The organism is Brachybacterium tyrofermentans, assembly GCF_014897585.1.
GTDB classification, from domain to species: Bacteria; Actinomycetota; Actinomycetes; order Actinomycetales; family Dermabacteraceae; genus Brachybacterium; species Brachybacterium tyrofermentans.
The window spans coordinates 83,371-103,354 of record NZ_JABUXW010000009.1; the positions used below are offsets into that span (position 1 = coordinate 83,371).

Annotated in this window: 20 protein-coding genes; all 20 read right to left on the reverse strand. The window is 72.1% G+C overall.

The genetic code is table 11. The features are described 5' to 3' along the window. Window positions 1-125 precede the first annotated feature (125 nt). Entirely contained in the window at window positions 126-953 is an 828-nt protein-coding gene (gene trpA / locus INT49_RS08330) for a tryptophan synthase subunit alpha (RefSeq protein ID WP_193117266.1), read from the reverse strand. After that, window positions 950-2,284, reverse strand: coding sequence for a tryptophan synthase subunit beta (trpB, locus tag INT49_RS08335; protein WP_193117267.1), 1,335 nt, complete (start codon window positions 2,282-2,284; stop codon window positions 950-952). The genes trpA and trpB overlap by 4 nt, the downstream gene beginning before the upstream one ends. Then, window positions 2,281-3,114 carry an indole-3-glycerol phosphate synthase TrpC gene (trpC, locus tag INT49_RS08340; protein WP_193117268.1) on the reverse strand — a complete coding sequence of 278 codons (834 nt, stop codon included), beginning with the start codon at window positions 3,112-3,114 and terminating at the stop codon, window positions 2,281-2,283. Before trpC ends, trpB begins: the two co-directional genes overlap by 4 nt. Before the next feature lie 61 nt (window positions 3,115-3,175). Continuing rightward, entirely contained in the window at window positions 3,176-3,643 is a 468-nt protein-coding gene (locus INT49_RS08345) for a DUF2752 domain-containing protein (RefSeq protein WP_193117269.1), read from the reverse strand. Continuing rightward, the gene (locus INT49_RS08350) at window positions 3,640-3,888 is read right to left on the reverse strand and encodes an HGxxPAAW family protein (protein ID WP_193117270.1); all 249 of its coding nucleotides are present in this window, start codon (window positions 3,886-3,888) and stop codon (window positions 3,640-3,642) included. The genes INT49_RS08345 and INT49_RS08350 overlap by 4 nt, the downstream gene beginning before the upstream one ends. Before the next feature lie 122 nt (window positions 3,889-4,010). Next, on the reverse strand, window positions 4,011-4,754 hold the full coding sequence (locus INT49_RS08355) for a Trp biosynthesis-associated membrane protein (RefSeq protein WP_193117271.1): 744 nt from the start codon (window positions 4,752-4,754) through the stop codon (window positions 4,011-4,013). Further along, window positions 4,751-6,391, reverse strand: coding sequence for an anthranilate synthase component I (locus tag INT49_RS08360; protein ID WP_193117272.1), 1,641 nt, complete (start codon window positions 6,389-6,391; stop codon window positions 4,751-4,753). Before INT49_RS08360 ends, INT49_RS08355 begins: the two co-directional genes overlap by 4 nt. After that, window positions 6,388-6,825: a phosphoribosyl-AMP cyclohydrolase gene (hisI, locus tag INT49_RS08365; RefSeq protein ID WP_404801945.1), complete on the reverse strand. Its 438-nt coding sequence runs from the start codon at window positions 6,823-6,825 to the stop codon at window positions 6,388-6,390. The genes INT49_RS08360 and hisI overlap by 4 nt, the downstream gene beginning before the upstream one ends. Then, window positions 6,822-8,030: a methionine adenosyltransferase gene (gene metK, locus INT49_RS08370; RefSeq protein ID WP_193117273.1), complete on the reverse strand. Its 1,209-nt coding sequence runs from the start codon at window positions 8,028-8,030 to the stop codon at window positions 6,822-6,824. The genes hisI and metK overlap by 4 nt, the downstream gene beginning before the upstream one ends. Continuing rightward, the gene (gene coaBC, locus INT49_RS08375) at window positions 8,027-9,301 is read right to left on the reverse strand and encodes a bifunctional phosphopantothenoylcysteine decarboxylase/phosphopantothenate--cysteine ligase CoaBC (protein ID WP_193117274.1); all 1,275 of its coding nucleotides are present in this window, start codon (window positions 9,299-9,301) and stop codon (window positions 8,027-8,029) included. The genes metK and coaBC overlap by 4 nt, the downstream gene beginning before the upstream one ends. A 25-nt stretch (window positions 9,302-9,326) precedes the next feature. Then, window positions 9,327-9,689 (reverse strand): DNA-directed RNA polymerase subunit omega, encoded by a 363-nt coding sequence (gene rpoZ, locus INT49_RS08380; RefSeq protein ID WP_193117275.1) that lies wholly within the window; start codon window positions 9,687-9,689, stop codon window positions 9,327-9,329. Between the two features lie 83 nt (window positions 9,690-9,772). Beyond that, the gene (gene gmk, locus INT49_RS08385; RefSeq protein ID WP_193117276.1) at window positions 9,773-10,369 is read right to left on the reverse strand and encodes a guanylate kinase; all 597 of its coding nucleotides are present in this window, start codon (window positions 10,367-10,369) and stop codon (window positions 9,773-9,775) included. Beyond that, entirely contained in the window at window positions 10,366-10,692 is a 327-nt protein-coding gene (gene mihF / locus INT49_RS08390) for an integration host factor, actinobacterial type (RefSeq protein ID WP_193117277.1), read from the reverse strand. Before mihF ends, gmk begins: the two co-directional genes overlap by 4 nt. A gap of 195 nt (window positions 10,693-10,887) precedes the next feature. Beyond that, the gene (pyrF, locus tag INT49_RS08395; RefSeq protein WP_226849970.1) at window positions 10,888-11,781 is read right to left on the reverse strand and encodes an orotidine-5'-phosphate decarboxylase; all 894 of its coding nucleotides are present in this window, start codon (window positions 11,779-11,781) and stop codon (window positions 10,888-10,890) included. Further along, the gene (gene carB, locus INT49_RS08400) at window positions 11,778-15,143 is read right to left on the reverse strand and encodes a carbamoyl-phosphate synthase large subunit (RefSeq protein ID WP_193117278.1); all 3,366 of its coding nucleotides are present in this window, start codon (window positions 15,141-15,143) and stop codon (window positions 11,778-11,780) included. Before carB ends, pyrF begins: the two co-directional genes overlap by 4 nt. Continuing rightward, window positions 15,143-16,402: a glutamine-hydrolyzing carbamoyl-phosphate synthase small subunit gene (gene carA, locus INT49_RS08405; RefSeq protein ID WP_193117279.1), complete on the reverse strand. Its 1,260-nt coding sequence runs from the start codon at window positions 16,400-16,402 to the stop codon at window positions 15,143-15,145. Before carA ends, carB begins: the two co-directional genes overlap by 1 nt. Continuing rightward, on the reverse strand, window positions 16,399-16,893 hold the full coding sequence (locus tag INT49_RS08410; RefSeq protein WP_193117280.1) for a PH-like domain-containing protein: 495 nt from the start codon (window positions 16,891-16,893) through the stop codon (window positions 16,399-16,401). Before INT49_RS08410 ends, carA begins: the two co-directional genes overlap by 4 nt. Beyond that, window positions 16,890-18,224, reverse strand: coding sequence for a dihydroorotase (locus tag INT49_RS08415; protein WP_193117281.1), 1,335 nt, complete (start codon window positions 18,222-18,224; stop codon window positions 16,890-16,892). Before INT49_RS08415 ends, INT49_RS08410 begins: the two co-directional genes overlap by 4 nt. Next, a complete protein-coding gene (locus tag INT49_RS08420; protein WP_193117282.1) occupies window positions 18,221-19,177 on the reverse strand; it encodes an aspartate carbamoyltransferase catalytic subunit in 957 nt (318 codons plus the stop codon). The genes INT49_RS08415 and INT49_RS08420 overlap by 4 nt, the downstream gene beginning before the upstream one ends. Beyond that, window positions 19,174-19,821 carry a bifunctional pyr operon transcriptional regulator/uracil phosphoribosyltransferase PyrR gene (gene pyrR / locus INT49_RS08425; RefSeq protein WP_193117283.1) on the reverse strand — a complete coding sequence of 216 codons (648 nt, stop codon included), beginning with the start codon at window positions 19,819-19,821 and terminating at the stop codon, window positions 19,174-19,176. Before pyrR ends, INT49_RS08420 begins: the two co-directional genes overlap by 4 nt. Window positions 19,822-19,984 lie beyond the last annotated feature (163 nt).

Here is a 19,984-nt window from a genome sequence, read left to right on the forward strand (position 1 = left end):
ATCCGGGTAGGTCGTCGGGTCGAGCTGGTGATCGGGGCCCTCAGGTCCTGATGTCTCCCGCTCACCGGGGCAGGGCGATCCTCGGATCGAATCCCCGCCGCCGACAGAATACTGCCCGACGGTGCTCAGCGGCGGGCGCGTTCAACCCCTGAACGCAGGTCGTCGGCCACGGCGGCCAGGGCGGTGCGCGAGGCGGTCCCGTCCCCCTCGTTCTCGAGCAGAGCCCGGACGAAGGCGGAGCCGACGATCACCCCGTCGGCGTAGGCTCCGACCTGCGCGGCCTGGTCGCCGTTGGAGACGCCGAGGCCGACGCAGACGTTCTGCGCACCCGCAGCGCGCGTGCGCTCGACGAGGCCCTCGGTCGCCGCGGAGACGCTCGCGCGGGTCCCGGTGACACCCATGGTGCTCGCGGCGTAGACGAAGCCCCGTGTGTGGGAGACCACATGGGCGAGCCGGTCGCGGGGCGAGCTGGGGGCGACCAGGAAGACCCGGTCCACGCCGTGCTCCTCGCTCGCGGCGATCCAGTCGGCGCCCTCGTCGGGGATCAGGTCCGGGGTGATGACCCCGGCGCCGCCTGCCGCCGCGAGATCACGGGCGAAGGCATCCGGGCCGTAGGCGAGGATCGGGTTCCAGTAGGACATCACCAGGATCGCGGCTCCGCGCCCCGAGAGCGCCTCGACGGCCTCGATCACATGGCGTGTCCGGGTACCGCCGGCCAGCGATGCGGAGGCGGCCTTCTGGATGATGGGGCCGTCCATGACGGGGTCCGAGTAGGGCAGGCCCAGCTCGATCATGTCGGCCCCATGGTCGATGAGCACCCTTGCGGCGTCGATCGACCCGGCGAGGTCCGGGTAGCCGACGGGCAGGTAGCCGATCAGGGCCGCACGGTTCTCGGCGCGGGCGGCGTCGATCGCCTCCGCCGACCGCAGACGGTGGGTGTCGGTGGCGGTCATCGCGTCTCCTTCGGATCGGTGCTGTCGGAGGTGGCGCGGGCCTGGGCCCGCAGCGCGGCCAGGTCGCCGGAGGCGGGACCGTCCCCCACCAGGCCGAACCAGCGCGAGGCGGTGTCCACGTCCTTGTCGCCGCGGCCCGAGAGGCTCACCAGGATCACCGCGTCCTCGCCGAGCTCGCGGCCCAGCTCGAGCGCACCGGCCAGGGCGTGGGCGGATTCGATGGCGGGCATGATGCCCTCGGTCATCGACAGCAGGGCGAAGGCCTCCATCGCCGGGCCGTCGTCGATCGCGCGGTACTCGGCGCGGCCGATGTCCGCCAGCCAGGCGTGCTCGGGGCCCACGCTGGGATAGTCCAGACCCGCGGAGATCGAGTGCGAGGGGATGGTCTGGCCGTCCTCGTCCTGCATGACGAAGCTGCGGGCCCCGTGGAGGACGCCCGCCGTCCCGCCGCCGATGGTCGCGCTGTGGCGGCCGGTGGCGATGCCGTCGCCGCCGGCCTCGCAGCCGACCAGCCGCACGAGGGGGTCGGTGTCGTCGAGGAAGGCGTGGAAGATGCCCATCGCGTTGGAGCCGCCGCCGACGCAGGCGACCACGGCGTCCGGGAGGCGACCGGCGACCTCGAGGGTCTGCTCCCGCGCCTCCTCCCCGATGATGCGATGGAAGTCGCGCACCATCACCGGGAACGGGTGGGGGCCGGCGACGGTGCCCAGCAGGTAGTGGGTGCTCTCGACATTGGCGACCCAGTCTCGGAACGCCTCGTTGATGGCGTCCTTGAGAGTGCGGGAACCCTGCGTGACCGCGACCACCTCGGCGCCGAGCAGACGCATCCGGGCGACGTTGAGGGCCTGCCGCTCGGTGTCCTCCTCGCCCATGTAGATCGTGCAGTCGAGGCCGAACAGAGCGGCGGCCGTGGCGGTGGCCACGCCGTGCTGCCCGGCTCCGGTCTCGGCGATCAGGCGGGTCTTGCCCATGCGCTTGGTCAGCAGCGCCTGGCCGAGCACGTTGTTGATCTTGTGGCTGCCGGTGTGGTTGAGGTCCTCGCGCTTGAGCAGGATCCGGGCACCGCCGGCGAGCTGCGAGAAGCGGGGCGCCTCGGACAGCAGGGACGGACGCCCGGTGTACTCGCGGGCCAGTCGCTGCAGCTCCTCGATGAACTCGGGATCCAGCACGGCCTTCTCGTAGGTCTCCCGCAGCTCGTCGAGCGCGGGCACCAGCGCCTCGGGCAGGAAGCGGCCGCCGAAGTCGCCGAAGTACGGGCCGGCCTCGGAGCGCAGCTCGCCGTCCGGGCGCGTGAGATCGGGGATCGCGGGGCGGGGGTCCGATGTGCTCATGCCTGAGCTCCTTCCGGGGCGGTGCGGCCGCGGCGGGCCACGGAGCGGAACGAGGAGACCGCGTCACCGGCGTCGCCGGAGGTGACGAGGGCCTCGCCGACCAGGACGGCGTCGGCCCCCGCGGCGGCGTACTCCTGGACGTCGGCGACGGAGACGACGGCGGATTCGCCGATCGCCAGTGGGCCGGCAGGGATGCGCCGCAGCAGCTCTGTGGCGCGGGTGAGGTCCACGTCGAGGGTCTTGAGGTTGCGGGCGTTGACGCCGATGATGTCGGCGCCCAGGGCGAGCGCCCGATCCAGCTCGTCCTCGGTGTGGGTCTCGACCAGAGCGCTCATCCCGAGCTCGGTGATCTGCTGGTGCAGCTCGTGGAGCTGGGAGTCCTCGAGCGCGGCGACGATCAGCAGGACGAGGTCGGCGCCATGGGCGCGCGCCTCGAGGACCTGATAGGGGTCGACCACGAAGTCCTTGCGCAGCACGGGGACGTCGACGCGCTGCCGCACGTCGTCCAGATCGGCCAGGGTGCCGCGGAAGCGACGCTGCTCGGTGAGCACGCTGATCGCGGACGCCCCGTGCTCGGCATAGATCGCCGCGAGGTCCGCGGGGACCGGGATCTCCGCGAGATCGCCCTTCGAGGGGCTCGCGCGCTTCACCTCGGCGATCAGACCCATCGTGGAGCCGTCGCCGCGCAGCGCGGCGCGGGCGTCGAGCGCCGGGGCGGCCGCGCGGGCCAGGTCCTCGAGCTCGGTCGCAGGGACCTGGCCGCGGCGGGTCTCGAGGTCCTCGCGGACCCCGACGATGATCTCGTCGAGCACGGTTCCGGTGGTGACCACGGATACCTCCTGCAGCAGTCGGGGCGGCGCCCGCAGGACGCGGGCACCTGGGAGTCCGGTCTCAGGCGCCGATGAAGGAGATCGGAGCGATGAACCAGAAGGGGGGAAGGTTGCGCAGCACCGCGAAGACGGCGATGAGGGCGAGCAGCACATAGGCCGCCCGGGTGGAGGGCAGCAGATCGGTGGCGAGGCCGCGCACCCGACGGACGGTCCAGACCACGAAGGCCAGAGCCACCAGGGGCAGCGCGATGGTGATCAGCGCATTGCTGCGCAGGGCGAGCAGGAGATCCCCGGCGAGCACCGAGTGCACGGCACGGATGGCGCCGCAGCCGGGGCAGTACAGACCGGTCAGGTGGTAGACGATGCACAGCGGGATGTCCGTGCGGAACGGATCGAAGACCAGCTGCACCCCTGCCGCCAGGGCGAGGCCGCCGGCGACGATGCCCACCGGCAGCAGCGCCCTGCGCGGGCCACGGGCGGGGACGGCCGGTGCGGTCGCTCCGTGCCGATCACCCACCCCGGTGGTCACCGCGCTTCGGCCTCGGAGGCTCGACGACGGGGCTGGCCGAAGCCGGCGAGGGACAGCGCGATACCGGCGATGATCGACAGGGCGATCACACCGGTGCCGATCCACACGAGCAGCACCATCGGCAGGACCATGCCCAGCCCGATGAAGAGGGCGCCGAGGACCACGCCGAAGTTCAGCGTGTAGGCGGCCACGGTCTTGCCCTCGTTGTGGGGCGGGGGCGGTGGCACGGTGTAGGTCTTGGTCATGATCCTTCTCCAGTCAGGGGCCCGGTCCAGGCCATTGTGCCACGTCATCGGCGGGTCGACGCGGAGGCGTCCGCGCAGCTCCGCAGGTGGCGCGGCCAGGGTGAGCACCGTCACCAGCACCGTCAGCGGGTGGGGCTCCCGGACGAGCCGTCCTCGCTCCCTCCGGGCGGGGGCTGTGCTCCGTCCTCGGGAGAAGGTGGACCGGCTTCCGGCTCCGGCAGGCCGGCGCTGGGATCTTCGCCCCGGGTGAGCGCATCCCAGGCTGCGGCCGGGTCCTCGGCCGGGTCCGACGGCGCGGCGACCGCCGCGCTGCGGTAGCGGGTCCCTCGCGGCCAGCGCCCTCCCACGAGGAGCACCACGACCCCGATCGCGCAGAGGACGAGCGCGGGCAGGATCGCGAGGAGGGGCCACGTCGTGGCCGCGGCATCGACCTGCGAACCGACCACCCCGGTGGCCTCGGTGACCGCTCCGGCCGCGGCTCCCTGAGGGTCGAGGGTGACGGCGAACGACGACCAGGCCGCGCCGAGCCCGGCCACGATCAGCACCGGCCCGGTGACGAAGCGCACCCAGGACGAGGCCAGGGAGGTCGCGAGGGATGCGGCGATGGCCACGATCGCCAGGGCGAGCACCGCGGGGGCGGCGTCGGTGCCGGTGACCGCGACGGACTGCGCGCTGCCGGTGAGATCAGGGGCGTCCGCCTGGGCCCAGGTCAGCCGCGTGGCACCGATCAGCAGTCCGGAGAAGACCGTGCCCGCGAGCACGGTGACGGCGCGGCCGGGACGAGCGCCGGTTCGGCGGACGGACGTGCGCTGCTGCGGGCGATCCTGCTGCGGGTCGATCGGCGCTGCCGGGGTCGGGGTGCTCATGCGGGGCGCAGCGTGTCGGCGGAGGCCACGGCGCGCAGGGCCGCCGCAGCCTTCGACTGGGTCTCGCGGTACTCGGTGGTGGCATCGGAATCCGCCACCACACCCCCGCCGGCCTGCACGTGGGCGGTGCCGTCCTTGAGGACCGCGGTGCGGATCGCGATCGCCATGTCCAGGTCTCCCGCGAAGTCGATGTAGCCCACGGTGCCCCCGTAGACGCCGCGGCGCACCGGCTCCAACCGGTCGATGATCCGCATCGCCGAGGGCTTCGGTGCCCCCGAGAGGGTGCCCGCGGGGAACGTGGCCCGCAGGGCGTCGTAGGCCAGGGCGTCCTCGCGGATCGTCCCGGTCACCGTGGAGACGATGTGCTGGATGTGCGAGAAGCGTTCGATATGCATGAAGTCGCGCACCACCACTGTGCCGGGCTCGCAGAACTTCTGGAGGTCGTTGCGGGCGAGGTCCACCAGCATCAGGTGCTCCGAGCGCTCCTTGGGATCGGCGAGCAGCTCCTGGCCCAGGTGCTCGTCCTCCTCCGGGGTGGCCCCGCGCGGCCGCGAGCCCGCGATGGGGTGCGTGGTCGCGGTCCGGCCCCGCACGGTCACCAGCGACTCCGGGCTCGCGCCCACCACGTCGATCGGCTCGCCGTCGGCGTCGATCGTGCGCAGCAGGTACATGTACGGGCTGGGGTTCATGCGCCGCAGCACCCGATAGACGTCCAGCGGGTGCGCCGCGGCCGGGAGGGAGAACCGCTGGGAGGGCACCACCTGGAAGATCTCGCCGTCGACGATGTCCTGGACCGCCTCGTGTACGGCCCGCTCGTAGTCGAGCCGCGCGGTGCGGGACTTCGGCTCGAGGTCGCGCACTGTCTCGTAGACCATCGCACCGCCGCTCAGCGGAGTCCGCAGGCGGTCCCGCATCACGTCGAGGCGGGCGATCGCGTCGTCATAGGCGGCGTCCACCCCGTCGTCCGTGGCGTTGAGGTTCAGGGCGTTGGCGACCAGGACGACCGTGGAGTCGTGGGCGTCGTGGACCACGACGTCCTGCGCCAGCAGCATGGAGAGGTCCGGCAGTCCCACCTCGTCGGGCGGGGAGTCGGGGAGCTTCTCCCAGTGCCGCACGGCGTCGTAGGCGATGTATCCGACCATGCCGCCGGAGAACGGCGGCAGGTGGGGCTGCCGGGCGGCGCGGAAGGCACTGGTGACCTCGCGCAGCGCCTCGACCGGGCTGCCGTCGACGGGCACCCCGCTGGGGACGTCCCCGATCCAGCGGGCCCGGCCCTCGTGCTCGGTGAGCACGGCGCGGGCGCGCGTGCCGATGATCGACCAGCGGGAGGACTCGCCCTCGCCGGCGGATTCGAGGAGGAACGTGCCGCGGCCGTCACCGTCCGCGGTGAGGCGGCGGTACAGGGACACGGGGGTGTCCTCGTCGGCGAGGAGCCGCACGCTCACGGGCACCACGCGCTGGCGGGCGGCCAGCGCCCGGAACGTGGCGCGGTCGGGCTGGATCACGCCCAGGGTGTCGCCCTCCCGGCCGGCGACCAGCTCGGGGTAGACCTCGGAGCGGTCACCGGCGGCGGAGGCATCAGCTGCGGGTGATCCGGCGGCGCGATCAGTCGGGGCAGGGGTGGGACGGTCGGTCATGCGGTGCGCTCCGTGGGGTCCAGGACGACGGCGCCCAGGTCGCCGCCGTCGAAACAGGTCTCGGTGCCGCGATGGCAGGCGGCGCCCACCTGGTCCACCTCGATCAGCAGGGTGTCGGCGTCGCAGTCGATCGCGACGGAGCGGACCCACTGCACGTGTCCGCTCGTATCGCCCTTGCGCCAGTACTCGCGCCGGGACCGCGACCAGTAGGTGGCGCGGCCGGAGGTGAGCGTGCGGTGCAGGGCCTCGTCATCCATCCAGCCGACCATCAGCACACGATGGTCGGCGGCGTCCTGGACGACGGCGGTGATCAGGCCGGCCTCGTCACGCTTCAGACGCGCGGCGAGCTCCGGGTCCAGGCCCGAGACGGGGACGGCGGGCTGCGTGGCGGTGGGCTGCGGGGTAGCGGGCTGGGCGGCGGCGGGCGTGGTCACAGCGCGCGCTCCAGCTCCTCCGCGCGATCGGCGCGCTCCCAGGTGAACTCGGGCAGCTCCCGGCCGAAGTGGCCGTGCACCGAGGTGAGGGCGTAGATCGGGCGCAGCAGGTCCAGGGCGTCGATCAGTGCGGCGGGGCGCAGGTCGAAGACCTTCCGCACGGCAGCGGCGATCTGGTGGGCGGGACGGTGGGCGGTGCCGAACGTCTCGACGTAGAGACCCACGGGCTCCGCGACGCCGATCGCATAGGCGACCTGCACCTCGCAGCGGTCCGCGAGGCCCGCGGCGACGATGTTCTTGGCGACCCAGCGCATGGCGTACGCCCCGGAGCGGTCCACCTTCGAGGGGTCCTTGCCGGAGAAGGCTCCGCCGCCGTGACGGGCCATGCCGCCGTAGGTGTCCACGATGATCTTGCGGCCGGTCAGGCCCGCATCGCCCTTGGGCCCGCCGAGCACGAAACGGCCCGAGGGGTTGATGTGGGTGGTGACGTCCGAGACGTCCAGGCCCAGCGCCGCGAGGTCCTCGAGGACCGGGGCGACGACCACCTTGGAGATGGCCGGTGCGAGCTGGCTGGCGAGGTCGACCTCCTCGCTGTGCTGCGTGGAGACGACGACGGCCTCGACGGTGCGGGCCACCCCGTCCTCGTCGTAGCCGATCGAGACCTGGGTCTTGCCGTCGGGGCGCAGGTAGGGCAGCACGCCGTCGCGGCGGGCCGCCGAGAGGTTCGCGGTGAGCCGGTGCGCCGCGTGGATCGGCAGCGGCATCAGCTCAGGGGTGTCGTGGCAGGCATACCCGAACATGAGTCCCTGGTCCCCGGCGCCGAGCCGTGCGAAGGCTTCGGCGGCGGCGTCGCCGCGGGTCTCGAAGGAGGTGTCCACACCCTGGGCGATGTCCGGTGACTGCGCACCGATGGAGACCTCGATGCCGCAGGAGTCCGCGTCGAAGCCCTTCTCGGACGAGTCGTAGCCGATCTCCCGGATGACGTCGCGCACGATCGTCGCGACGTCGCTGTAGCCGGTGGTGCGGACCTCGCCGGCCACGTGCACGAGGCCGGTGGTCACCATGGTCTCGACGGCGACGCGTGCGTCGCGGTCCTGGGACAGCAGGTCATCAAGGATCGCATCGGAAATCTGGTCGCAGATCTTGTCCGGGTGGCCTTCGGTGACCGATTCTGAGGTGAAGGTGCGCAGCTCGCTGGAGGTCATGCGGACCAGGGTACTTGCGGCAGCCGACCGGCGAGTTCGTCGAGCACCGCGTGGGCCACGACGGTCTTGCTGCCCGTCGCCTCGGCGACCTCTCCCCCGTCGCCGTCCAGGATGCGCACGGCGTTGTCGGAGGAGCCGAACACCCCTGCGGTGACGTCGTTGAAGACCAGCAGGTCAGCACCCTTGCGGCGGGCCTTGGAACGGGCCAGCTCCAGGGCGGAGCTGCCGTTCCCGCCGGTCTCGGCCGCGAAGCCGACGATCGCGGGGCGCTCACCGTCGCCTCGGTCCAGCACGCTGTGACGCAGGATGTCGTCGGTGCGGCGCAGGGCGATCGTGGGCACGGAGTCGCCCTCGGACTCGTCCTTCTTGATCTTCTCCCGGCTCGGCTCGGCGGCGGTGAAATCTGCCACAGCGGCCGCCATGACCAGCGCGTCCACGCCGCGGCGGTGCTCGGTGACGGCCGCGGCGAGGTCGGCGGCACTGCCGACGTCGAGCCGTCGGGCGCCGGGCGGCGTCTCCAGGTCGACGTTCGCGGCGGCCAGGAGCACGCGGGCGCCCCGTACGAGAGCGGCGTGGGCCAGGGCCCAGCCCTGCCGTCCGGACGAGTGGTTGGCGAGGAAGCGGACCGGGTCCAGATCCTCCCGGGTGCCGCCGGCGGTGATGAGCAGCTCGCGCCCGGCGAGGTCCTGGAGGATCATCCCGCGCTCGTCGCGCGGTGCCGTGATCGCGGCGCGCGCGGCCTCGAGGAGCGCAGCGGGCTCGGGCAGCCGTCCGGGTCCGGAATCGGGGCCGGTCAGGCGGCCGACGGCGGGCTCCAGCACGATGACGCCGCGCTCTCGCAGCACGGCGACGTTCTCGACGGTGGCCGGGTGATCCCACATCTCGGTGTGCATCGCCGGGGCGACGACCACCGGCGCCCGGGTCACGAGCAGGGAGGCGGTGAGCAGGTCATCGGCGCGTCCTGCTCGCATCCGCGCCAGCAGGTCGGCGGTGGCGGGGGCGATCACGACCAGGTCGGCCTCCTGGCCGAAGCGGACGTGCGCGACCTGGTCGACGTCCTCGAACACCGACGTCAGGACCGGGTGCCCGCTGAGGGCCTCCCAGGTCGCAGCGCCCATGAACTGCAGCGAGGACGCGGTCGGGACGACGCGCACGTCGGCCCCTTCGCCGACAAGACCGCGCACCAGGTGCGCGGTCTTGTAGGCGGCGATCCCTCCGCCGACGCCGACCAGGACGCGGGCACCATCGAGGGTGCTCTTCACGAGGCTCATCGCAGCTCCCGGTGGAGGGTGAGGGTCAGAAGCTGAAGCCGGAGGGCGGGACCTCGGGGGCGTCGTCGCCGAGCTTGAGCGGCGCCGGGGCGTCGGGATCGGGCTCGTTCTGGGCGGCGTACTCGGCCTCGTCGATCTCGCGGACGGTCAGCAGGCCCTCGTCGATCTCGCGCAGCGCGATCGACAGGGACTTCTCCTGGTTGTCGACGTCCACCAGCGGGCCGACGAACTCGAGCAGGCCCTCGGAGAGCTGCGAGTAGTAGGCGTTGATCTGGCGCGCGCGCTGGGAGCCGTAGAGCACCAGCGCGTACTTGGAATCGACGGTCTCCAGGAGACGGTCGATCGGGGGGTTCGTGATGCCTTCGGGCTGAGCGACTGTTCCGGCCACGGAAGTCCCTTCGTCAGTTTCGGGGTGCGACGCTTCAGGATACGCCCTCGACCCGGTCGGGGGCGAGCGCGCCTGCGCACAGGTCAGGTGAGGTCGCGCACGCCGATCAGTCCGGCGAGCTCCGCGGCGGCGCGATCCACGGTGTCGTTGATGATCGTCACGTCGAACTCGCTCTCTGCGGCCAGCTCGACCTTCGCGGTCTCCAGGCGGCGCTCGCGCTCCTGGGCGTCCTCGGTGCCGCGGCCCACGAGCCGGTCCACCAGGGTGTCCCAGTCCGGCGGGGCGAGGAACACGAAGCGCGCATCCGGCAGGGACTCGCGGACCTGCCGGGCGCCGGCGAGGTCGATCTCGAGCAGCACGGGCCGCCCTTCGGCGACCTTCTCCTCGACGGGACCGCGCGGGGTGCCGTACTTGTTGCGACCGTGGACGACTGCCCACTCGAGCATCTGCCCGGTGTCGATGAGGCGGGAGAACTCCTCCTCCTCCACGAACCGGTAGTGCACGCCGTCGACCTCACCGGGACGTGCGGCCCGGGTGGTCGCGGAGACGGACAGCCAGATCTCGGGGTACTGCGCACGGATCGCCGCGGAGACCGTGCCCTTGCCGACGGCCGTCGGTCCGGCCAGGACCGTGACGGGGGCCGGTGCCGTGACGGCACCGGCCCCTGACGGATCGGTCACTCGGAGAAGTGGGCGACGAGCTTCTCCGCCTGATGGGAGCCGAGGCCCCGGATCTTGCGGGAGGGGGAGATGCCGATCTCCTCCATGATCTGCTGAGCCTTGACCTTGCCGACGCCGGGCAGAGCCTCGAGCAGCGCGGCGACCCGGAGGCGACCGACGATCTCGTTGGACTCGGCCTCGACGAGGACCTTCTTGATCTCGGCGCCACGGTGGCCGGCGCTGTCCTTGAGCCGGGCCTTGATGACCGCGCGCTCGCGACGAGCCTCGGCGGCCTTCTTCAGGGCGTCGGCCCGCTGCTCAGGGGTGAGGGGAGGGAGAGCCACTGTTCTTACCTCATCTTCTCTTGCTGGTGACGGGCGGGATCCGGGAGGACCTCGCGTGTGGGAAGAGCGTAACCCCAATATCGTGGCCAAGGGCACTTCTGACACGCTCAACCCCAGGTCGGATGCAGATCAGGGGCGTCCCGGAGCCCTCCGGGACGCCCCTCCGGGACGGCGTGCGCCGCGCCGCTCAGCCGCTCAGGGCCGGCCGCTGTACTCGTCCCGGAGCCGGCCGACGATATGGCTCAGACGCTCCGGGTCCGGACCCTGCGACAAGATCCCGCGGGACAGCGAAACCAGCACATGACCTGCACTTTCACCGAACACTTCGGACATCTCGGCGGGGCCTGCGCCCTGGGCTCCGAAGCCCGGGGCGAGCAGCGGCACCGAGGGCGCCGCACGGTCCAGCCCGAGCCGCCGATAGGCGTCTCCGACGGTCGCGCCGACGACCAGGCCGACGCTCCCCCACTCCCCCGGATCTCCGGCACCGATCCGCTCGGCGTGTCGCGCGATCTCGAGCGCCACCGGCGTGTCCGAGTCGCTCAGCGCGTGCTGGACCTGCGGTCCGTCGGGGTTCGACGTCAGCGCGAGGACGAACAGGCCCTTGCCGTGCTCGAGGGCGAGCCGCACCGCGGGGTCGAGCGACCCGGTCCCCAGGTACGGGCTCACGGTGATCGCATCGGCCTCGAGCGGCGCTCCCGGGAGGAGGTGCGCCTGGGCGTACGCCCCCATGGTCGAGCCGATGTCCCCGCGCTTGACGTCGAGGATGGTGAGCACCCCTCGCTCGCGCGCCGCGGCCAGGAGGTCCTCGAGGACCGCGACCCCGGCGGATCCGTGACGCTCGAAGAAGGCCGATTGCGGCTTGATCGCCGCGACCTGCCCCGCGACGGAGTCCAGCGCGACGCGGGAGAACTCCGCGAGCCCGGCCGGGGAGTCCGGCAGGCCCCACGCCTCCAGCAGCGAGGCGTGGGGGTCGATCCCTGCGAGGATCCGGCCGTTCTCCTGCACCGACCGGTGCAGGCGCGCGCCGAAGGACGCCGGGGCGGCGGTGTGCATGCCGGTCCCGCCCGTCATGCTGCTCCGGCTTGTCATGCCGAGGCCTCGGCGACCGTGGCCGCGCGGGCCTCGACCAGGCGACGGGTGTGCTCCTGCAGGCTGCCCACCGCGAACGGCTCCTCGGGGCGTGCCTCGATCGCCTGCACGGCGGCCTGGAACTCCTGGAGCGTCGTGATCATCGGGACGTCCATGCTGGTCGCCGCCGCGCGGATGGCGTAGCCGTCAGCGCGGGCGTTCGATCCCGACGGGGTGTTCAGCACGAGGGCGATGTCGCCGGACTCGAGGAGCTCGATGACGCTCGCCCCCTCGCCATCCGTCTCCGAGGCCTTGCGCAGCACCGTGCAGGGGATCCCGCTGCGGCGCAGCACGCGACCGGTGCCGGCCGTGGTGAGGATGTCGAAGCCGAGCGCGGCGAGCCGGGCAGCTGGCAGCACGACGGCGCGCTTGTCCCGGTCGGCGACGGAGATGAACACGCTGCCGGACATCGGCAGCCCCTGCCCGGAGATCGCCAGCTGGGACTTCGCGAAAGCGAGCGGGAAGGTCGCGTCCAGACCCATGACCTCGCCGGTGGAGCGCATCTCCGGGCCGAGCACCGAGTCCACCGCACGACCCTCGCGGGTGCGGAAGCGCTTGAACGGGAGCACGGCCTCCTTGACCGCGATCGGGGAGTCGTCGGGGAGATCCGCGCCATCGCCCTGGGAGGGCAGCACGCCGCGCTCGCGCAGCTCGGCGATCGACTCCCCCGCCATCAGCCGCGCCGCGGCCTGCGCGAGCGGCACGCCGGTGGCCTTGGCGACGAAGGGCACCGTGCGCGAGGCGCGCGGGTTGGCCTCCAGGACGTACAGGGTGCCCTGGGAGAGGGCGTACTGGACGTTGAGCAGCCCGCGCACCCCCACGCCCTCGGCGATGCCGAGGGTCGAGGTGCGGATGCGGTCCATCACGTCGTCGGAGAGGGTGACCGGCGGGAGGGTGCACGCGGAGTCTCCGGAATGGATGCCGGCCTCCTCGATGTGCTCCATGATGCCGCCGAGGTAGAGGTCCGTCCCGTCGTACAGGGCGTCCACGTCGATCTCGATCGCGGTGTCCAGGAAGCGGTCGATGAGGATCGGCGCCTCGGCGCGGCCCCCGTCGGGAAGATTCCTGCTCACGTAGTCGACCAGGCCCTCCTGGTCGTAGACGATCTCCATGCCGCGCCCGCCGAGCACATAGCTCGGGCGCACCAGCACCGGGTACCCCACCGCGGCGGCGACCTCGGTCGCGTCCGCGAGGCCCCAGGCGGTGCCGTAGGGCGGTGCGGGGAGGTCGGCGTCGGCGAGCACCGCACCGAAGTGGCCGCGGTCCTCAGCGAGATCGATCGCCGCCGGGCTGGTGCCGATGATCGGCAGGCCCGCGTCCTGGAGCCGGTCCGCGAGCGAGAGCGGGGTCTGGCCGCCGAGCTGGACGATGACGCCCGCAACCGGTCCGGCCGCCTTCTCCGCCTCGTACACCTCGACGACGTCCTCGAAGGTGAGGGGCTCGAAGTAGAGCCGGTCGGCGATGTCGTAGTCGGTGGAGACGGTCTCGGGGTTGCAGTTGATCATGACCGTCTCGTAGCCGCCGCCGGGCAGGTCCCGGTCGCCGAGCGCGAGGGCCGCGTGCACGCACGAGTAGTCGAACTCGATGCCCTGGCCGATGCGGTTGGGGCCCGAGCCGAGGATCAGGATCGCCGGGCGCTCGCGCGGCTCGACCTCCGTCTCCTGGTCGTAGGTGGAGTAGTGGTACGGCGTGCGGGAGGCGAACTCCGCCGCGCAGGTGTCGACGGTCTTGAAGACCGGGTTGATGCCCAGTGCCTCGCGCACCCCCTTGACCACGTCGCCGCTCTGTCCGCGCAGGCGACCGATCTGGTCGTCGGACAGGCCGTGCCGCTTGGCCAGGGCCAGCAGCTCGGCGTCGAGGACCTCCGAGGTGCGGATCTCGGCCGCGAGCTCGGCGACCAGCAGCATCTGGTCGAGGAACCAGCGATCGATCCAGGTCGCCTCGACCAGGCGGTCCAGGGTCTCTGTCGGGTCCACGACCCCTTCGGCGGCGGCCCACAGGATGCGCGAGATCGTGACCAGGCGGGTGTCGGTCGGGGTGCGCACCTCCTCGAGCAGGCCGGTGATCTCCGCAGCGGTCGGCGGGGTGCCCGCATAGGTGGGGGCGGCGCCCTTGACGTCGATCGACCGCTGCGCCTTGCCGAGGGCCTCGGTGAAGTTGCGGCCCATGGCCATCGCCTCGCCGACGCTCTTCATGGTGGTGGTCAGCGTCGGGTCCGCGGCCGGGAACTTCTCGAAGGCGAAGCGCGGGACCTTGACGACCACGTAGTCCAGCGCGGGCTCGAAGCTCGCCGGCGTGGTGCCGGTGATGTCGTTACGGATCTCGTCGAGCGAGTATCCGATGGCCAGGCGTGCCGCGATCTTCGCGATCGGGAAGCCGGTGGCCTTGGACGCCAGCGCCGAGGAGCGGGAGACGCGCGGGTTCATCTCGATGACGACGATGCGACCGGTCTCGGGATGCGTCGCGAACTGCACGTTGCAGCCGCCGGTGTCGACCCCGACCTCTCGGATGATGGCGATACCCAGGTCGCGCAGCTTCTGCATCTCGACGTCGGTGAGCGTGAGCGCCGGCGCGACGGTGACCGAGTCGCCGGTGTGCACGCCCACGGCGTCGACGTTCTCGATCGAGCAGACGACCACGCAGTTGTCGTTGCGGTCGCGCATCAGCTCGAGCTCGAACTCCTTCCAGCCGAGGATGGACTCCTCCAGGAGGACCTCGGTGGTCGGCGAGTAGTGCAGGCCGTCGCCGCCGATGCGGCGCAGGTCCTTCTCGTCGTAGGCCATGCCGGAGCCGAGACCGCCCATGGTGAAGCTGGGACGCACCACCATTGGGTACCCGAGCTCGTCCGCGCCCGCCAGCAGGTCATCGACCGTGTGGCAGATCTTCGAGCGCGCGGATTCGCCGCCGACGCGGTCCACGACCTCCTTGAACAGCTGGCGGTCCTCGGCCTTGTTGATCGCGTCGAGGCTCGCACCGATCATCTCGACGCCGAACTCCTCGAGGGTGCCGTTCTCGGCGAGGGCGATCGCGGCGTTGAGCGCCGTCTGGCCGCCGAGGGTGGGCAGCAGCGCGTCGGGACGCTCGGCGGCGATGATCGACCGGATGATGTCGGGGTCGATCGGCTCGATATAGGTGGCATCGGCGATGTCCGGGTCCGTCATGATCGTCGCCGGGTTGGAGTTGACGAGGATGACCCGCAGGCCCTCCTCGCGCAGCACCCGGCAGGCCTGGGTGCCGGAGTAGTCGAACTCCGCGGCCTGGCCGATGACGATCGGGCCGGAGCCGATGACGAGGACGGAGGAGATGTCGGGACGACGGGGCATCAGGACTCCTTCTGCGAGGACTGGATGTGGGAGGAGGAGCCGGTGGAGCTGCCGGAGGCGCGGCGCTCGGTCACCAGGCCCACGAGGCGGTCGAAGAGGTAGGAGGCGTCATGCGGGCCGCCGGCGGCCTCCGGGTGGTACTGGACGGAGTAGGCGGGGCGATCGAGGCAGCGGATGCCCTCGACCACGTCGTCGTTGAGGCCGACGTGGGTGACGACGACCCGGCCGTAGCGGCCGCCGTCGTGCGGCGCCTCGTGCTCGCCCTCGAGGGGGACGTCGACGGCGAAGCCGTGGTTGTGGGCCGTGATCTCGACCTTGCCGGTCTCCCGGTCCATCACGGGCTGGTTGATGCCGCGGTGACCGAACTTCAGCTTGTAGGTGTCGAAGCCGAGCGCCCGGCCCAGGAGCTGGTTGCCGAAGCAGATGCCGAAGAACGGCAGGCCTGCGTCCAGCACTCCCCGCAGGAGCTCGACCTGGGCGGTCGCGGCGGCGGGATCCCCGGGGCCGTTGGAGAAGAAGACGGCGTCCGGAGCGACGGCGAGCAGCTCCTCGAATGACGTCGTGGCCGGGAGCAGGTGCACCCGGAGCCCGCGGGAGAGCATGCTGCGGGGCGAGGCGCCCTTGATGCCGAGGTCGACAGCGGCGACGGTGCCGAGCACCTCGCCCTCGGGCTCGAGCACGACCGGCTGCGCGATGGTCACCTCCTCGACGAAGCTGGAGCCGCTCATGGTGGGCTGCTCGCGCACCTGGGCGAGGAGCTCGTCCTCGGTGCTCTGCAGCGCTTCCCCGGAGAAGATGCCCCCGCGCATCGATCCGGCGTCCCGCAGGCGGCGGGTGAGCATGCGGGTATCGATATCGCTGATGCCCACCACCTCGCTGCTGACCAGCAGGTCGTCCAGGGACTGCTCGGAGCGCCAGTTCGAGGCGAGGCGGCTGGCGTCGCGCACGGCGTAGCCGCGCACCCAGACCTTCCTGGACTCCATGTCCTCGGCGTTCGCACCGGTGTTGCCGATGTGCGGAGCGGTCTGGACGACGATCTGGCCGGCGTAGGAGGGATCGGTGAGGGTCTCCTGGTAGCCGGTCATGCCGGTGGTGAAGACGACCTCGCCGAGGCGGGCGCCCCGGGCGCCGTAGGCGTTGCCGCGCAGGACCGTGCCGTCCTCGAGGACGAGCAGGGCGCGGTCGCGGCGGACACGGGAGGTGGTCCGGGCGCCTGACGATGCGGGGCCAGAGGACTGGTGAGGGGCGGGGACTGTCATGAGTGCTCCTTCCGGGAGAGCAGCAGATCGTGGTCGTCGCGCCGGGCGAGGCGCAGACCGGTGTCGAGGAGCTGGTCGCCGAGGCGCCAGCGGAGGATGAGGATGCCGTCGCCGCCGACGAACTTGCCGGCCATGCCGGGTCCGGCGGTGACCTCGTCGAGGGAGTCGGCGGAGATGGTGAGGGGCGCAGTGCCCTCGCGATCGATGTGCCAGGTGCCGGCCGCTCCGATGCTGACGCGAGCTGTCGCACGCTGGCCGAGCGAGTGGGCGACCACTCTCTCGAGGGGCTGGCGAGCGAGCACGGTGCTCACGTAGACCGCGTCGAGCGGGCCGATCTCGACGGCCTCCCCGAGCTCCTCGAGCGAATCTCGGAGCGGCTGCGGCAGAGACGACTGGGACGCGCCGCGGCGTCGCCAGCCCCAGGCCATGAGCACCAGGATAAGAGCGAAGAGGGCGACCAGTGCGAGGACCGGTCCGAGCTGCTCGCTCACTGCTCCACCACGAGGCCGTCGCGCACGGTGGGCCGGCCCTCGAGCACGGTGAGGCGGTTCATGCCCGGCAGCTCGATCCCCGCGAACGGGGAGTTGCGGCTGCGTGAGGCGTGCTCGGCCGGATCGGCGGCGCGCACGGACCGGGGGTCCCAGACCAGCACATGCGCCGGAGCTCCGGGCTCGAGCACCTGGCCCTGGTCCTCGTCGCGGCCGATCTCGGCAGGCTTCTCCGAGAGCACACGGGCGACGTCGCGCCAGGTCAGGCGACCCTCGTCGACCATGGTCAGCTGCACGAGGGAGAGCGCCGTCTCGAGGCCGGTCATGCCCATGGCGGCCTGGTCCCATTCACGGTCCTTGGCGTCGCGCGGGTGCGGGGCGTGATCGGTGGCGACGATGTCGATCGTGCCGTCGGCGAGGCCGTCGCGGACCGCCTGGACGTCCTCGGCGGTGCGCAGCGGCGGGTTCACCTTGAACACGGCGTCGAACTCGCGCACCGTCTCATCGGTCAGCAGCAGGTGGTGAGGGGTGACCTCGGCGGTCACGTCGATGCCGCGCTCCTTGGCCCAGCGCACGATGTCGACGCTGCCGGCCGTGGACAGGTGGCACACGTGCAGGCGGGAGCCGACGTGCTGGGCCAGCAGCACGTCCCGCGCGATGATCGACTCCTCGGCGACCGCGGGCCAGCCCGCGAGACCGAGCTCCGCGGAGACGACGCCCTCGTGCATCTGGGCACCCTCGGTCAGCCGCGGGTCCTGGGCATGCTGGGCGATGACGCCGTCGAAGGACTTCACATACTCCAGGGCGCGCCGCATCAGCACGGGGTCGTGGACGCACTTGCCGTCGTCGCTGAACACGCGGACCTTGGCCCGGGAGTTGGCCATCGCGTCGAGCTCGGCGAGGCGCTCCCCCGCGAGCCCCACCGTCACGGCGCCGACGGGGCGCACGGAGCACCAGCCGTCGGTCTCGCCGCGGCGGGCGACCTGCTCGACGACGCCGGCGGTGTCGGCGACCGGCAGGGTGTTGGCCATGGCGTGGACGGCCGTGAAGCCGCCCCGGGCGGCGGCGCGGGTGCCGGATTCGATGGTCTCGGCCTCCTCCCCGCCGGGCTCCCGGAGATGGGTGTGCAGGTCCACGAGGCCCGGCAGCACGATGCAGCCGTCGGCCTCGACGACCTCGGCGTCGGCGGGCACCTCGAGGTCCGTGCCGATCGCCGTGATGCGGCCTGCCTCGAGCAGGACGTCCTGGACGTCCTCGCCGTAGGGTCGGCCTCCGCGGATCAGCAGCGGGGACGGCCCGGTGCCACCGGGGGATGCGTTCTGGTCGGCGGTCATCGGGGGCCCTCCCGGGAGTCGGTGGCGAGCAGATGGTAGAGCACGGCCATGCGGACGAACACGCCGGATGCGACCTGCTCGACGATGACGCTGCGCGGGGAGTCCGCGACGTCCCCGGCGATCTCGAAACCGCGGTTCATGGGGCCGGGGTGCATCACGATCGCGTGGTCGGGCAGAGAGGCCGCGCGGGCCGTGGTCAGCCCGTAGCGGCGGGAGTACTCCCCCGCCGTGGGGAAGAAGCCGCCGCCGACCATGCGCTCGCTCTGGACGCGGAGCATCATCACCGCGTCCGGTCCGGTCGCGAGGGCCTCGTCGAGGTCGTAGCGGATCTCGCAGGGCCACGCGGAGGCGCCGACGGGAACCAGCGCCGGCGGCGCGACCAGGGTGACGCGGGCCCCGAGCAGGGTCAGCAGCAGCACGTTCGAGCGCGCCACCCGCGAGTGGAGCACATCGCCGACGATGACCACGTGGAGGCCGTCGAGGCCGGCGGTCGGGTCCCCGGGGCGCAGGTGTCGGCGCATCGTGAAGGCGTCGAGCATCGCCTGGGTCGGGTGCTCATGGGCCCCGTCCCCGGCATTCACGATCGGCTGGTCGATCCAGCCGGCATGGGCCAGCAGGTGCGCCGCGCCGGAGGACCCGGAGCGGACCACGACGGCGTCGGCTCCCATGGCCTGCAGCGTGAGGGCGGTGTCCTTGAGCGTCTCCCCCTTGGAGATGCTCGAGCCCTTGGCCGAGAAGTTGATGACGTCGGCGGAGAGCCGCTTGGCCGCGGCCTCGAAGCTGATCCGGGTGCGGGTGGAGTCCTCGAAGAAGAGGTTCACGACGGTGGTGCCGACCAGTGTGGGCAGCTTCCGGATCGAGCGCGACTGGGTCTCGGCCATGTGCTCGGCGGTCGCGAGCACGGCGATCGCCTCGTCCCGGTCGAGGTCCGCGATGGAGATGAAGTGCCTCATGCCGTCCCCTCCGCGGGCTCTGTCCCGGGGCCTGGTTCGGCGCCAGGGCGGACGATGTCGACCGCGTCGACCCCGTCGGTCTCGGTCAGCTGGACGTGCACCCGTTCGCTGCGCGAGGTGGGGAGGTTCTTGCCGACGTGATCGGCGCGGATCGGGAGCTGCCGGTGACCGCGGTCCACCAGCACGGCGAGGCGCACGGCGGCGGGCCGGCCGATCGCCCCGAGGGCGTCGAGGGCCGCACGGATGGTGCGTCCGGAGTACAGCACGTCGTCGACGAGCACCACGGTGCGACCGTCGATGCCCTCTCGCGGGATGCGGGTGGGGCTCGGTGCCCGGGTGGGATTGTGCCGCAGGTCGTCGCGGTACATGGTGATGTCGAGGGACCCGGCGAGCTGGTCCAGCGGGCGGTCGTCGCCCTCGGCCCGCGCGATCTGGGCGGCGAGGCGCTCGGCGAGCGGCACTCCGCGATGCGGGATGCCGAGCAGCACGAGGTCATCGGCGCCGTGGCCGCTCTCGAGGATCTCGTGGGCGATCCGGGTCAGCGCCCGTCGGATCTCCTCGGCTCCGAGCACTCGCGAGTGCTCCGCCGGGGAATCGGCTGAGTGTCCGGCTGCTAATCCTGCAGGTGGTAGTACGTCGTGCATGGGGTTCTCCCTTCCACGCCTCACAGGACGTGTCGTTAAAGGGTGCAGATGCTCGTTCTCGAGCGAGGCCGAGCTTAGCCGCTCGGGCGTCGGCGGCGCGGGGGCGACCACCTGCCGGACGGCGGACGGCCGCACAGTCTCGGGGTCGTCCCTCGGCGTGTGC

Coding starts and splice junctions, on each gene's coding strand:
- trpA (WP_193117266.1), bottom strand. CDS start 953: ATGACCGCCACCGACACCCACCGTCTGCGGTCGGCGGAGGCGATCGAC.
- trpB (WP_193117267.1), bottom strand. CDS start 2,284: ATGAGCACATCGGACCCCCGCCCCGCGATCCCCGATCTCACGCGCCCG.
- INT49_RS08350 (WP_193117270.1), bottom strand. CDS start 3,888: ATGACCAAGACCTACACCGTGCCACCGCCCCCGCCCCACAACGAGGGC.
- INT49_RS08355 (WP_193117271.1), bottom strand. CDS start 4,754: ATGAGCACCCCGACCCCGGCAGCGCCGATCGACCCGCAGCAGGATCGC.
- INT49_RS08360 (WP_193117272.1), bottom strand. CDS start 6,391: ATGACCGACCGTCCCACCCCTGCCCCGACTGATCGCGCCGCCGGATCA.
- metK (WP_193117273.1), bottom strand. CDS start 8,030: ATGACCTCCAGCGAGCTGCGCACCTTCACCTCAGAATCGGTCACCGAA.
- coaBC (WP_193117274.1), bottom strand. CDS start 9,301: ATGAGCCTCGTGAAGAGCACCCTCGATGGTGCCCGCGTCCTGGTCGGC.
- pyrF (WP_226849970.1), bottom strand. CDS start 11,781: ATGACAAGCCGGAGCAGCATGACGGGCGGGACCGGCATGCACACCGCC.
- carB (WP_193117278.1), bottom strand. CDS start 15,143: ATGCCCCGTCGTCCCGACATCTCCTCCGTCCTCGTCATCGGCTCCGGC.
- carA (WP_193117279.1), bottom strand. CDS start 16,402: ATGACAGTCCCCGCCCCTCACCAGTCCTCTGGCCCCGCATCGTCAGGC.
- INT49_RS08415 (WP_193117281.1), bottom strand. CDS start 18,224: ATGACCGCCGACCAGAACGCATCCCCCGGTGGCACCGGGCCGTCCCCG.
- INT49_RS08420 (WP_193117282.1), bottom strand. CDS start 19,177: ATGAGGCACTTCATCTCCATCGCGGACCTCGACCGGGACGAGGCGATC.
- pyrR (WP_193117283.1), bottom strand. CDS start 19,821: ATGCACGACGTACTACCACCTGCAGGATTAGCAGCCGGACACTCAGCC.